Source organism: Brevundimonas sp. FV1ye28, from assembly GCF_058681135.1.
Map to the genome: position 1 here is coordinate 2028549 of NZ_CM178731.1, position 14191 is coordinate 2042739.

General features: G+C 63.9%; 11 protein-coding genes. 9 read left to right on the forward strand and 2 right to left on the reverse strand.

The features are described 5' to 3' along the window. The first annotated feature begins 12 nt into the window (after positions 1-12). The 8 genes from ACW171_RS09975 (at position 13) to ACW171_RS10010 (ending at position 10363) form a co-directional block, all read left to right on the forward strand. Complete coding sequence (locus ACW171_RS09975; protein WP_492096615.1) at positions 13-873, forward strand: class I SAM-dependent methyltransferase; 861 nt, start codon at positions 13-15, stop codon at positions 871-873. A 62-nt stretch (positions 874-935) separates the two neighbouring features. Next, on the forward strand, positions 936-1754 hold the full coding sequence (locus ACW171_RS09980; protein WP_492093022.1) for a class I SAM-dependent methyltransferase: 819 nt from the start codon (positions 936-938) through the stop codon (positions 1752-1754). Positions 1755-1832: 78 nt separating this feature from the next. Next, entirely contained in the window at positions 1833-3470 is a 1638-nt protein-coding gene (locus ACW171_RS09985) for a glycosyltransferase family 4 protein (protein WP_492093023.1), read from the forward strand. Positions 3471-3511: 41 nt separating this feature from the next. Further along, complete coding sequence (locus ACW171_RS09990) at positions 3512-5371, forward strand: glycosyltransferase family protein (RefSeq protein ID WP_492093024.1); 1860 nt, start codon at positions 3512-3514, stop codon at positions 5369-5371. Positions 5372-5499: 128 nt separating this feature from the next. After that, positions 5500-6411, forward strand: coding sequence for a hypothetical protein (locus ACW171_RS09995; RefSeq protein WP_492093025.1), 912 nt, complete (start codon positions 5500-5502; stop codon positions 6409-6411). Between the two features lie 20 nt (positions 6412-6431). Continuing rightward, on the forward strand, positions 6432-7859 hold the full coding sequence (locus ACW171_RS10000) for a sulfotransferase family protein (protein ID WP_492093026.1): 1428 nt from the start codon (positions 6432-6434) through the stop codon (positions 7857-7859). A gap of 165 nt (positions 7860-8024) precedes the next feature. Next, positions 8025-8762 (forward strand): FkbM family methyltransferase, encoded by a 738-nt coding sequence (locus tag ACW171_RS10005; RefSeq protein ID WP_492093027.1) that lies wholly within the window; start codon positions 8025-8027, stop codon positions 8760-8762. A gap of 203 nt (positions 8763-8965) precedes the next feature. Then, positions 8966-10363 carry a glycosyltransferase family protein gene (locus ACW171_RS10010; protein ID WP_492093028.1) on the forward strand — a complete coding sequence of 466 codons (1398 nt, stop codon included), beginning with the start codon at positions 8966-8968 and terminating at the stop codon, positions 10361-10363. Here the strand turns inward: ACW171_RS10010 and ACW171_RS10015 are convergent. Then, positions 10360-12024, reverse strand: coding sequence for a glycosyltransferase family 4 protein (locus tag ACW171_RS10015; RefSeq protein WP_492093029.1), 1665 nt, complete (start codon positions 12022-12024; stop codon positions 10360-10362). The genes ACW171_RS10010 and ACW171_RS10015 overlap by 4 nt on opposite strands. Before the next feature lie 90 nt (positions 12025-12114). After that, positions 12115-12714 carry an acyltransferase gene (locus tag ACW171_RS10020; RefSeq protein WP_492093030.1) on the reverse strand — a complete coding sequence of 200 codons (600 nt, stop codon included), beginning with the start codon at positions 12712-12714 and terminating at the stop codon, positions 12115-12117. Positions 12715-12919: 205 nt separating this feature from the next. Here ACW171_RS10020 and ACW171_RS10025 point away from each other — a divergent pair, with 205 nt between their 5' ends. Then, complete coding sequence (locus tag ACW171_RS10025; protein ID WP_492093031.1) at positions 12920-14158, forward strand: glycosyltransferase; 1239 nt, start codon at positions 12920-12922, stop codon at positions 14156-14158. The last annotated feature ends 33 nt before the right edge of the window (positions 14159-14191 follow it).

The window sequence follows — 14191 nt, forward strand, 5'->3', positions numbered from 1 at the left end:
CGGGGCGTGACCATGCTGCAAGGCCAAAGCGAGGCAGACCGTCGATTGCCCACGACTGATCGGGCCGGGACGTCATCGCCGCCTGACGACCGCGCGCTTTTCCGGGCCTGGAAGTCAGCTGCTCCCCCGGCCGTTCAGGCGCAGAAATTCTGCGAAATTCCAGACATCATAGAGACCTGGCTCGCGCCCTACGGCGGCTTCGCCGGCCGCGATATTCTCGACTTCGGATGCGGCTTCGGGGAAATGGCGGCGGGTATCGCCCTTGGGTATGACCCGGGTAAGGTCGTCGGCGTCGATATCCAGGACAAGCCAGCCCGTTGCGAAGACATCCTTCGCGATCAACTCGGCCTTTCCGGCGTGCCGCCAACCTTGTCGCTCAGACAAATCGAAGAGTGCGGGTCGCTCGGCGTTTCAGCCTTCGATCTCGTGATCTCCTGGTCCACGCTGGAGCATGTCCGGCGCGCGGTCCTGCCTGCGACGATCGCGGACCTATGGTCCGCCTTGCGGCCCGGCGGCCTCGCTTTTGTACAGATATCTCCGCTGTACTTCAGTCCGGAGGGATCACACCTGTGGGCTCTCGGCTATCACGCCTGGGAGCATCTTCTGCGTCAGACGAGCGAAGTGCTCGACGACATCGAGGGCGCTCCCGGAGTTACGGACGACGCCAAGGGTCGGCTTGTCCAACTGTTTTCCACCCTGAACCGGGTCACCGCGAACGACCTTAAGCAGAGCTTCGAAAGTGCGGGGTTCGAGGTCTTGCGCGAACAGCGCGACCGGACTGACGCCATCCCCGAGGCCCGGCTCATTGAGGCGTACAGCCTGGATGCGCTCACGACGTTTCAGATCGTCCTGCTTCTGCGCAAACCCGCCTGATCGGCATACTCCCAGCTAAGGCGACGCTTGACTCCTCACACCTCCACGGTCACGGCAAATCCATGGGTTTGAACTCCGAATACGCTGCGCGCTTGCGAGAACTTGTCGCGAACGGCGACGACCTCGAAGACACGCAACTGCTCGGCAAGGCGTTGATCATGTCGGCCGTCTGGCGGAGCAAGCTGTGGGCCGCAACGCTGGCGGCGCTCGATACGCATGTGCGAAGCGGCCCCTTCAAGGGCATGAACTACATAGTAAAATCGGCCGAAGGCGCACTGCTTCCTCGTCTTCAGGGGATTTATGAGCGCGAGCTCCACCCCGATCTGGAGCGTTTTGCCGACGAGGGCCTGGAAGCCGTTATCGATATCGGTTGCGCCGAGGGCTACTACGCCGTCGGACTGGCTCGGATGATGCCCGACGTGACCGTCTACGCCCATGACATCGATGAGACGTCGAGGCGGCGGTGCGGCATCCTCGCCAATGAAAACGGAGTCGCCGATCGGGTCATCGTCGGCGGAGAATTCCGGGGCGAGGATTTCGAAGCCTTCACCGGGCGGCGGACGTTGGTGTTCATCGACGCGGAGGGGTTCGAGGACGATCTGCTCGACCCGGCACGCTATCCGGCCCTGGCAAGCCTCAGCGTCATCGTCGAGACCCATCCCATGACGCGGCCAGGCGTGACCGAACGACTGATCGAGCGCTTCAGCGCCACTCACGACGTTTCGCGGCTCGACCCTGTGCTTCATGCGGCAGAGGTCGACCCAAGGCTGGCCGATGCCAGCCATCTTGACATGATGCTCGCGGCCTGGGAGTGGCGCGCCGGCCCGACTCCCTGGTTGGTGATGCGACCTCTGGGGTGGTCAGACGGCGCGAACGCCTGATACCTACACGCTTACGCTTGAGGTCGAAGTCCGCATGCCCCAGTGGTCGCGGCGGATCGGCCATTTTGGGGAGCGCGCGTGAGTCCGGTGAATTTCGCCATATTTACTTCGGGCGATGCCTACAGCACCGCTCAGAAGATCATGGGACGCCAGAGCGCGGGCAAGGCCATGATCCGCGGCGTGGCGCGCCGGTGGCCTGACGAAGAAGTCCACGCGTTCGGCCACAACCGGTCGTCGGGCCAGGCCTTGGCGGCTCAACTGCAGGCGGAGGGACATCGCGGCGTCGTGAAGTGGCGGCAAAGTCCCGGTGACGCCGTGCTCGACCGTCTGGGCGCCGTCTATTATCCCGCGCCGCTGGCTCAGGGATTGGCTCATGCCAGGAACAGCCGCGGCCCTGGAAACTACAGCCTGTTCGGAGTGACCCACACCCTGTCCTCCGAAGGCGCCATGGATCAGGTCGCCGCGCTCGTGCTTCCGCCGTTCAAGCCGTGGGACGCGCTGATCTGCACCTCCGACGCCGCGCTGTCCGTGGTCACACGCATGCAGGACGAGATGCGGGAGTGGCACGCGCGCGAGACCGGCGCTACCCGCTTCAACCCCATCCAGCTGCCGGTCATTCCGCTCGGAATTGACGCCGAGGCCTTTGCCCGCACCCCGGCCCAGATCAGCGAGGCGAGACAGGCCATCGGCGTCGCCGAGGACGAAATCGTCCATCTGTTCGCCGGCCGCCTGTCCTTCCACGCCAAGGCCAATCCGTCCGCCCTCTATCAGGCGCTGGAAAAGGCGGCGGTACGCACCCGGAAGCGGCTGGTGTGCGTCGAGGCCGGTGTTCACCCCAATCCGTATATGGCCCAAGCCTTCGCCGACGCGCAGAAGGCCCTGGCCCCCTCCGTCCGGTTCATTGGCGTCGATGGCGAGAACGAGACGCTGTACCGGCACGCATGGCAAGCCGCCGACGTTTTCGTCTCACTCTCAGACAACATCCAGGAAACCTTCGGCCTGACCCCGCTGGAGGCCATGGCGGCCGGCCAGCCCGTCCTGGTCAGCGACTGGAACGGCTACAAGGACACCGTCCGCGACGGTATCGACGGCTATCGGATTCCCGTCACCCTGCCCATGGCCGGAACGGGATCGGATCTGGCTCTCAGGCACGCCCTGGGACAGGACACCTACGACATGTTCATCGGCCGGGTGAGCATGGGCACGGTCGTCGATGTAGAAGCGCTTGCGGACAGAATCACGGCTCTGGCGGAGGATGCGGATCTGCGACGGACCTTGGGGGCCGCCGGCGCCGAGCGAGCCCGAAAATCCTTCGACTGGCCGGTCATTCTCGATCGGTACGTTTCGCTGGCCCAGGACCTAGCGGAAATCCGGCGTGCCTCGGAGGGTGGGCCGGGGGAGCCCTGGCCTCTTCGCCCGGACCCGTTCTCGCTGTTCGCAGAATATCCCACGCGGACATTGACGGACCAGTCGACGGTCATCGTACGGTCCGAAACCTCAGCGGTGCAGGCCCTTCTGGATCTTCAGATCGCCCGCTATGCGCTGGCCGATCCTGTTCTGACGGCCGAGATGATCCTTAAGGTGCATGGCGTCCTCGGCGCTCCCGGAGGCGCAAGCGTCGGATCTCTTCCGGCGCGTTCGGGCCTCCCGCAACCTCAGGCCGTCAGAGCGCTGATGTGGCTAGCCAAGTTCAATCTCGTCGAGATCATCGCCTGATGCCGCGTCGCGGTGCTCAGAGTGGCGACCCGGTGGCGCCGATGGATTCAGCGGCACGGGTCTTGGCCGAGTTCGACGGTGACTTCTACTTGTCGCGTTACCCGGATGTGGCCGCCGCGGGCTTCGCGGCCTGGGATCACTTTTGCGCCGCTGGCTGGCGTGAAGGTCGCGATCCCGCCGACTGGTTCTCAACCACCGACTATCTGGCCGCCAACCCCGATGTCGCCGCGGCGGGTCTCGAGCCGTTCAGCCATTACATCCTCAGCGGACGGCACGAAGGCCGCCATCTGGCCCCTGAGCCCCCTAGGGACGAAGACCTGGCGATCGCAAAAAGGGACCTTCTGCAGCCCGTGATCGACGCGTTCGACGCGGACTATTATGCCGCCGCAAATCCGGACGTCCGGACGAAAAAGATCGGACTGTTCGAACACTATCTCGAAGCCGGATGGCGCGAGTTCCGCGACCCCACGCGCTGGTTCTCCACGCGCCGCTATCTTGAGGCCAACGAGGATGTCGCGGCGACAGGCGTCAATCCTTTCGTCCATTATGTTTTGAGCGGACGCAACGAAGGCCGTTCCCTCGAACATGACCTGGGCTTCCGATACGACCTCGTTCGAGACACCGAGAAGTTCGAGCCCTATGTCCAGGCTCTGATCCGGTTCGTGCCGGATCCCGCCCCTTCGGCCCCGGACATCCTGATCGAGCGCTTGTCCCAGAACGACGGTCGCTCAGATGTGCACATCACCGTAAGCCACGATGACTACACCGCTTCCCTCGGAGGGGTGCAGCTCTGTCTGAAGCTGGAAAGTCAGGCCATGCGCTCAGCAGGCGCGACCCATATCCACCTGTTTCCGGGTGCCGTGAGCCCGGTTCTCGACGTTCAGCGCGAGCACCCGCGGATCGGCGTCGTCGTCGATGGCGAGCTTGCGGGCCATTTCGCGGCGGACACGGTCGCCGACGTGTTCGCTGGAGTCTGCAGCGATCGCAAGGTGACCGTCGCCGTCCACAGCCTGATCGCCCACAATGTGGCCAACATCATCGCCATCTTCGCCCGGCTGAGGATCGCGCAAGCCTTCTACTGGCTTCATGACTTCTCGAGCCTGTGCTCGAACTACGCCTTGATGCGCAATGACGCCGTCTTCTGCGGCCCTCCGCCGGCCCAGAGCCTGGCGTGTGAAATCTGCGTCTACGGCGCCCGGCGTCAGATTCACCTGGCCCGGCACGTTGAACTGTTTCAGGCGTTGGACCCCGTGGTCATCGCGCCATCCGAGGCCGCCCTCGCCATCTGGCGGCGCAGCTTTCCCCTCAGCGGTCGGCGCGGCGTGGTGCATTCTCATGCCGCCTTCGCGCCTGACATGCGTCGCGCCCGAAAGCCCCAGGTGACAGGATCCGAAGACACCCGCCCGCTACGCGTCGGCTTCCTAGGCATGCCGACGATCCACAAGGGCTGGCCCGTGTTCGCCCGGTTGGCGAAGCGGTTCGCCGACGATCCGCGCTATTCGTTTCATCACCTGGCGAACAAAACCGATCCTTCGACGCCGACGACCTGGACCCGCGTGTCGCCCACACCGACGAAGCCCGCCCCGATGATCGACGCGGTGCACGGGCTGGACCTCGACGTCGCATTGATCTGGTCGCTCTGGCCGGAAACCTTCTGCTTCGCCGCCTATGAGGCCGTCGCGGGCGGAGCGGCGATCGTGACGAATCCAGACTCGGGGAACGTGATGGACCTGGTTCAACGCCGGGACTTCGGCCTGGTCGTGGAAGACGACGTGGTCCTGACCGAGATGTTCGCGTCGGGCGCCATATCCGCACTGGCGCGCACCAATCGCAATCCGGTTCGTCAGTCTCTCGACTATTCGCGCATGACCGCCGACTTCATCCTGGGGTCCCCGGCGTGAAGATCCTCTGCTTCTCCAGCTTCACCTTCTCCTACCTGAACCGGGCGCGCGTTCTGTACAGGACGCTGCGGCGTTATCACCCGGAGTGGCATCTCGTGGCCCTGATCACGGACCGGCCGCCGTCTGGCGTGGACATCGACCTGTCGCAGGAAGACTTCGACGAAGTCGTCTGGTTTGAAGATCTCGACCTGCCGGGCGGCGTCTCCTGGCTATTCGGCCATGACATCGTCGAGGCTTGCACGGCGGTGAAGGGGCCGTACATGCATAAGGTCTGCGAGGCGGGAATCGTCGATGCCATCGTCTATCTCGATCCCGACATCGCGCTTTTCAACCGGCTGGACCCGATCGTCGAACTATTGGCCGATCACGGCGGCGTGCTGACCCCGCATCTTCTCGAACCGGAAGACGAGACCCAGGCCATCCTCGACAACGAGGTGGCGACCCTTCGCACCGGCATCTTCAACCTCGGCTTCGTCGCCATCCGCACTGATGGCGAAGGCGCGGCCTTCGCGCGCTGGTGGAATGACCGCCTGCTGAGCTATTGCCATGACGACATTCCCCGCGGCCTGTTCGTGGACCAGCGCTGGTGCGATCACGTTCCGGCCTTCTACGAGACGTTCAAGATCCTGCGTGACCCTGGCTACAACGTCGCCAGCTGGAATCTGAGCCGGCGCAAGCTGACGATCGACTGGGCGGGCGAGGTGAAGGTCAACGGATCGCCGCTGCGGTTCTGGCACTTCACCAAACTGGGCCCTGTCGGCGACAGCATGACGCGGCGCTACGCAGGCTCCAACTACCAGGTCTACGAGATCTGGAACTGGTATCGACGACAGGTCCAGCTTATGACGGACCCGCGCATTCCCGCCAGATACTGGTTTTACGGCGCGTTCGAGGATGGTCGGGCGATCGAGAAGATGTATCGGGAAATCTATCGAACTCGACCGGATCTGGGCGACCGGTTCCCGCAGCCATTCAGCATCGGCCCTGAATCTTTTCAGGCCTGGTTGATCGACCAATCCATGATGGGGATGCAGGCCTGATGCCAGGCGATGCGAGCCCCATGTCCGCGCGCGCCGAGCGCCACATTCTCGTTGTGGCGGGAATGCACCGAAGCGGAACCTCGGCCATGGCCCGTGTCCTCGGTCTGGCCGGCGCCCACATGCCCGAACGTCTGATCAAGCCAGCCTCGGACAATCCCTTGGGGTTCTGGGAACCGCAGGACATCGTCGCCTTGAACGATGAAGTGCTGCGCATCATCGGTTCGGACTGGAACGATGCATTCGGCATTCGCGCCGATGAACTCGCGAGCGCACATGGCGACCTTGTCGAGCGGGCGCGTTCGGTCCTGTCGATGACCTACGGCGATGCGCCTTTGTCCGTCATGAAGGACCCAAGAGTTTCCAACCTCGTGACCCTGTGGCGCAAGGCGATGCAGGTCGAAGGCTTCAAGCCCGCGTTCGTCATCATGGTCCGCGATCCACTGGAGGTGGCCCAATCCATCGCAGCGCGCGGGGGCGGATCGATCCAGGAATCGATGCTTGCTTGGCTCAGCCACATGATCTCCGTCGAACGGGATACGCGCGATCTTCCAAGAAGCTTCGTTTCCTACGACGCGCTTCTCGAGGATTGGCAAGGCGTCCTGGCCAAGATGCGGCGTGACCTTTCGCTACCGCTCCCGGTATCGTCCGAGCAGTCAAATGAGATTTCCAGCTTCCTGTCTCGCTCCGCGCGCCATCACGCCACGGACGACACCGCCTGGACCGGACGGTCTGACCTCTGGCCGGGCATCGCCGAGGCCTGGCGATGGCTGAAGGCGGCGACTGCCGACGGGAGCCCCCCGTCCCCATTCCCGCCGAAGATCGCAGACGATCTGGCCATGCTCTCAACTCAGTTGGGCCCGGTCGTCGAAGCGCAAAAGATCGCGGCGTCGAAGCGCGAGCAGAGCCTCATGTCGGCCTTGGCCGATCGGGAAGCCGTTGTGTTGAGGCTCAAGGCCCAGGCGCATGAGTTCGAGGTCGCGGGCGCGGATCTTTCGCATGCACTGGCAGCCGCACGACACGACCTTGCTGAAACCGGCGCGCAGGCGACCCGGGCCTCGGCCAGGAACCGACGCCTCGAGCGAGACCTGAAAGCCATCAGGGCGCAGGATCATCTGCATCGGCTTGCGCTGGAGCAGGCAGCAACACAGGCCGCACTGGCGTCAGAACACGAAGCGATCGCTCGGGACCGAATCGCACAGCTCGAGCAAGACGCGGCGGTTCGCCAGCGACACGCGCAAGAGACGTCGGAGACGCTGCTGAAGACAACCACGAACCTCGACGAGGCGCTAAGAACGCTCGCCGAAACCGAGGCGCGTGCGCGTGACTTGGCTGCCGAACTGGAGAGCAACAGGCATAGACTTGATGCGATCCTCGCTAGCCCTAGCTGGAGCCTCACTCGGCCCATCCGTGTCGTCAGCAAGCGACTATCGGGCAAGGCAGGTTCGTAATGGCAGGTCGATCCGCCGCAGAGTTCCCAAGCCGTCCGGACATGGGCTAACCAACCAGCGATATCGCTCGGCTCGACATCCCGATATGACGCGCAGGGGCAGAGCCGGTCCCCGCTTTATAACGACCGCAACCAGGCCCCGCGCCCAACTATGTGAAGATAATCGATGACGAACAACTTCACATTCAAGCAGGTGCTGGATGCGGTCTCGGCCGTGCGGATGATGCGTTTCCGCGACAACCTGAACCCTCGCGAGGACTGGTTGCTGTACTGCGTGTCTCACGCGGCTCGCAGCCACGCGCAATTGTTCCAGGACCTTTGGGTTCTTCACGAGACGAAGGAGATGAGAGACGGCTTCTTCGTCGAGTTCGGCGCGGCGAACGGTGTGAAATTCAGCAACACCTTCTTGCTGGAGGAGGAATATGGCTGGAAAGGAATCCTGGCCGAGCCAGCCAGGTCCTGGTACCCGGAAATCCGCCAACGTCGAAAAGCCAAGGTGGACCCCCGGTGCGTCTGGAGCCGTTCAGGCGAAACGGTCGAATTCGTGGAGCAGAGCAACGCGCTGCACTCCGCAATGTCCGGCTTCTCCGTCGTCGATCCTAAGACGACCACGAGTGAGACCTACGCCGTCGAAACGGTCTCCTTGAATGACCTTCTGATCCAGAACGGCGCTCCGCCCCGGATCGATTTCATGTCTCTCGATACCGAGGGTTCGGAGCTGGAAATTCTGAAGGCCTTTGATTTCGACACATGGGATGTGCGTCTGATCGCGGTCGAACACAATTTCTCAGACACCCGACAAGGGCTGTACGACCTCCTGACGTCCAGAGGGTACGAACGCAGGCTTGAAACTCTGTCGGATGTCGATGATTTTTACGTCAAACTGCCTTCCTCTACGGGGTGAGGACGACCGGAATCCGGGCCAACACGCCTCTGCCGACTAATAACGGCCAAACCACCTCCGCGAGTTCGAGTATCTCAAGCGCTATGGCCACTGAACCTTCGCCGGCAAGGACGACTTTGGAGGCTGTCGGCGGAGCTTCCGCTGCCTCTCCATCCCAGGTCGAGACGCTGAAACGGGTTCCCCAGGGAAAAAACCGGATACTCGTGATCGGCCCCTCCGATCTCGTTCAGGCGCACATGGCGCTGAGCCCGTCCAGCCGGCACACCCGGCTGAACGATCTGGATGAAGCCGGCCTGAACGCCGCACTCGACACAGGCGCTTTCGATGCGATCGTGATCGCCTCTGACGGCGAAGGCGTTTCCGAATCTCTCCTGGCGATGCTCAGGCAACGGTCGGCCGACGGAACGGCCCTCGTTTGGTTGCGCGTCCAGTCTCCGGCAGCCCCGGACGTCAAGGACGCTGCGGCCTTGGCCGCGCTGGATACGGCCGGCTGGAAGCTTCTCGACGTGACGCCAGTGATCTCTTCCGCTGACACCGAGGATCTGCATGCGGCATCGGTGATCCGGGCGATCATCGGTATGGACCCGACGCCGATCACCGTGGCCGCGCTCGGCATGCGTAAGTTCGCCGGGGTGACCGAAGCCCGAATCGACCATCCGATGAGCGCCATCGCGAGCCTGCCCCTCGTGCGCGCCACATGGGGTGCCGGAGGCGTTCAGGTGCCCGGCGGGTGGGCGCCCGGTGTCCTTATTCTCCACCGACAGTTCATGGATGGGGCCGGCTTTGTCGATGCGATCGAAAAACGCATCGCGGCCGGCTGGGTCGTGGTCTCGGAGATCGACGACGATCCAAGGCACTGGCCTCAGTTCGGCAAGGCTGGATATCGGGCCTTCCGCGGCGTGCACGCGGTCAGCGTGAGCACCGAGCCCCTGGCGAAGATGATCCGTCGGCTGAATCCCCACGTCAGGATATTCCCCAACGCGGTTCCCTATCTGCCGGTTGTCGGGCTCGAGACGCCGAAGAATGGACGAAGGGTGCGCGTCTTCTTCGGCGCCATAAATCGGGAGAAGGACTGGGCCGGCATCGTTCGCGGTCTGGAGAAGGTCGCTCTGGAACTTGCGGATATCATCGAGTTCGTCGTGGTCCACGACAGGACCTTCTTCGACGCCCTTCCCGATGTCGCGAAATCCTTCACCGAGACTTTGCCGTATGACGACTATCTCGCGCTGATGGCGACCTGCGACATCGCCCTGCTCCCGCTTAACGACACACCGTTCAATCGGTTGAAGTCGGACATCAAGTTCATCGAATGCTGCGCCGCCGGCGTCGTACCGATCTGCAGCGGCCCGCTCTACGCGGAACACCCCCGACACAGAGAGATCGGCGTCTTCGCCGAGACCCCAAAAGACTGGATCCGCGCCCTTAGCGCCCTGGCACACGACCCCGAAGATCTGGCGCGACGCCGCGGGCTAGCGCTGGACTACGTCCGGACCGAACGCATGCACGCCGATCAGGCCGCCTTACGAGAAACAACCTATCGTGCCCTGATCGCCGACCGAGACATGCTGGAAAGAGACCGCAAGGCGCGGCTCGCGAGCTAGCGCCAGTGAAGCAGACCCAGTTTGCACATCCACAGCAGGCTGAGCTGGACGCGACGGCCCCGGTGCGCGGAAAACGCGGCGAGCAGTTCGCCGACCGGCTTCGGTCCGCTCGCCAGCATGTCGAGCACGGTCTGACATTCGGCAATTGTTCCACGCCAGTTGCCGCCGAACATGTCCAGTGCGAGACTGGCCGATCGCTCCAGATCGGACGGCCCGACGCCCGGTCGCACCGACATCAGGTTCTGAGCGGAGAGGGCCGTCGTCGCGAAGCCGGCGAAGTCGCGGAAGGGGTCGCCCTTGGTCGGATGCCGGGTCTGGCCGACGGGGCGACCGGGACTGGATTGCCGGATCTCGGCCAGTTGGTCCGCAAGCGCGACATACTGGGGAGCCACCACCTTCCAGTCGAACATTTCACGAATTCGCCGCCGCCCAGCCTCGCCCATTCGCTTTCGGAGATCGGGCGACTGGATCAGCGCCGTGAGCGCCGCCGCCGCCGCGCCGACATCGACGGCCGTATGCTGGGCCAGAACGCCGACGTACTGCTGATAAGTCTTGGTTCCGAACGCATGGCCTGCGGTCAGTTCGGGCGGAGCCCCCGTCGGAGCTCCGATCAGGGTTGGGATCAGCATCCCCTGCTTCCCATCCTGGACCGTGTAGTTGTAACCGTCCCAGTCGCTGACCACGACGGGCAGTCCCGACGCCATGGCCTCCAGCGGCGTGATGCCGAAGGTCTCCTGGATGTTGTCGACCAGGGAGATGAAGATGTCGGAGGCCGCCCACATCCGTCCCACGAGATCCCGGTCGTTGCCATCGACGATATGGAACTCGACCTCCGGCCCGTAGGCTGCGGCGGCCTCGCGATACATTCTTGAGCCGGAAACCGGATCCGGGAACCAGCCCACCATGGCGAAATGCAGTCGCCGCCCGGTGGCTGCCGCAGCCTCGGCGATTGCGCGGAACATGGGTTGGGGGAAGGCCTTTTCGAAATACGACAGTCTGCCGACCCAGATGATCAGGATGTCTTCGGGCTCACAGCCCAGCCCCTCTCGCGTGGCGACGCGAACGGATGGCCGATCCGCATCCTCGGCGAAGCGGTCGCCGTTCACGCCCAGAGGGAGCAGAGGCAGCCGCGGCCGCGGCGGGTTCACCGGCCCCAGCCGTTCGCACAGGTATTCGACCCAGTCGTCGAACAGCCGCTCCACCGCCGACTTCACGGACGGCGACGTGCAGACCATCGCGTCCCAGGGATGGATCGGCGTGATGGTGGTGCCGGCGATATCGTGACGCATCGGCAGCGGCGCGATCGTGTGGATCAGTCCGACAAGACTGTATTCCCTTTCCATCGACTCGCGCCTGCGCAACCAAGCCAACTCATCGAGGCGCGGGCCGCCCTTGAACAGCGTTCCCGCCTCCCGCGCCGCCCGCTGATTCATGATGTCCGCCCAGCCCAGCGTCGTGTGCGGGACCTCTCCGTCCAGAAGATCGGCGACGATAGAGTCCGCCGTCATCGGACTTGGGGTCAGGAAATCGACGCGATCCAGCCCGCCGTAGCGTATCAGGGCCTGGAACATCTCGCGGTTGGCGACAGTGGCTCCGAAGACATTGTCGCCGACGCCCGCCTTCGTGGGTTGATGGTGCAGGGCCAGTCGCTTCACGGACACGCGGTAAAAATCCTTCCGATTTGCACGCGCGACGCGCGAGCCGTCATTTTGATACGGCGCGGCCGGCGCTTCCGCCAGCACGCCCTGCCCCTATTCGAAATCCCGGCGCCATTCGACGTTCTCTCGCAGCACCCGGGCCGGCGCGCCCGCGACAATGGAGTCCGCAGGGACATGGCCCGAGACCACGGCGCCCGCCGCCACCACAGCCCCGGAGTCGATCCGGGCCCCCTTCATGATCATCGACCTGAGACCCAGCCAGACATGGTCGCCGATCACGACGGAGGCCGGCGGGTTGATCCGCTCGCCCGTGGCGCGATCGTAGATCGGATGAATGTCGCTGACCGAAATGTAGACGAGCGTCGAGACCATGCAGTCGCGGCCGATCTGGATCGTCGCGCACTCGTGCACCTGCATGGCGCCCTTCACCATGGTGGTGCCGTCCCCGATCTCGATCCGGCCCCCCGCACGCAGATTGGCGTTGAACGTCAGGATGCAGTTCTCGCCGATCACGATCCGGCAGTCGTCACCCTCGATCCGTAAGGAGATGTTGAGCCGGCTTTCGGGGCCGATGATGACCTCGTTACGGTCGCCCGAAACCACGATGGCCGTATCCTCCCGTGAGAGATCGTCGCTGGCCAGGGAGACGCCGGACCCGAGCGTCAACCGGTTCCCGTCGCCCTGCAGGATCACGCGAGCCCTCACATCGGTCCCGGATGCAATCTCTACGCGGTTGTCATCTCCGTGGTCGGAGAGCCACGGGTACAATAGGTTAGAAGCCACCGAATCCCCTGCGCTTCGCAAACTGGTCTGTGATGGGATAGGTGATCCCGCGCCCTGATGCGATTGGCGGGCGCACCTTGACTTCTGTCAATGGGAAGATTGACCAGGAAGCAGCATGACCCAGACCCCTCGTCGCATCCTCTTCGTTCACCAGAACTTCCCCGGCCAGTTCCCGCATATCGCAAAGGCCGCGCTGAGCGCCGGGTACAAGGTCGCCGCCATCGGCGGATCCACGGCGAAGGGCGTGCCCGGGGTCGATCTTCGCCGCTGGACCCTGAACAGGGGCACGACCCCGGGGATATTCGATTCCGCGATCCGGGCCGAAGCCGACCTGATGCGCGCTCAGGCGGCGGGGGAACAGGCTCTGAAACTCAAGGCCGACGGCTTCCAACCGGACCTGATCATCGGCCACCCGGGATGGGGAGAGACCCTGCATCTGAGCGAGGTGTTCCCCGGCGTGCCGCAGATCGTCCTGGGCGAGTTCTTCTACCGCTCGCACGGTGCCGACGTGAACTTCGATCCCGAATTCGAGACCAGCACCCCGCTGGCGGACTGGCGGGTGCACGCCAAGAATTTGGGCCTGTCCCTCGCCTATGCCCAGGCCGATGTCATTGTCTGCCCCACCGCGTTTCAGGCCAGCAATTTCCCCGAAACCTTCAGGCCCAGGATTCGGGTCGTTCACGAAGGCGTCGACTTTTCGAAGGCCGCGCGAAAGCCTGGGGCGAAGTTCAGGCTCGCGGACGGCTGCGTGCTCGACGGGTCTCGGCCGGTGATCACCTTCGTGAACCGGACGTATGAGCGATTGAGAGGATTTCACATCTTCATGCGCGCCCTGCCCGCCCTTCTGGAGGCTCGCCCGGACGCGGAGGTTCTGGTCATCGGAAGCGACGCCGGCCGCGGCTATGGGGGCGGCCTTCGCGGGGGAGAGACCTGGAAGTCGCGGATGCTGGCGGAACTGGGCGACCGGCTGGACCTCTCCCGCATCCATTTCACCGGCCCCGTGGCTCATGCGGACATGATCGCCGCAATGTCCATCTCATGGGCCCACGTCTACTATACCTACCCCTTCGTGCTCTCGTGGTCTTTGACGGAAGCGATGGCCTGCGAGTGCCTGATCCTGGGATCGGACACGGCGCCGGTGCGGGACGCCATCGTCTCGGGTCAGACTGGCGTCCTGAACGACTTCTTCGACGTGCAGGCCTTGTCCTCGGCGATGATCGACGCCTGTGAGCACCCGGAGGCCTATCAGGACATGCGACGTGAGGCGCGACGGTCGGCCCTGGCTCAGTTCGACCGCGAAACGGTCGGAGTGCCGGCATGGATGAGCCTCATTGGCGAGGTCCTCGAACGATAGGCCAACTTGGACGTTCATCGTTTCAACCTTCGG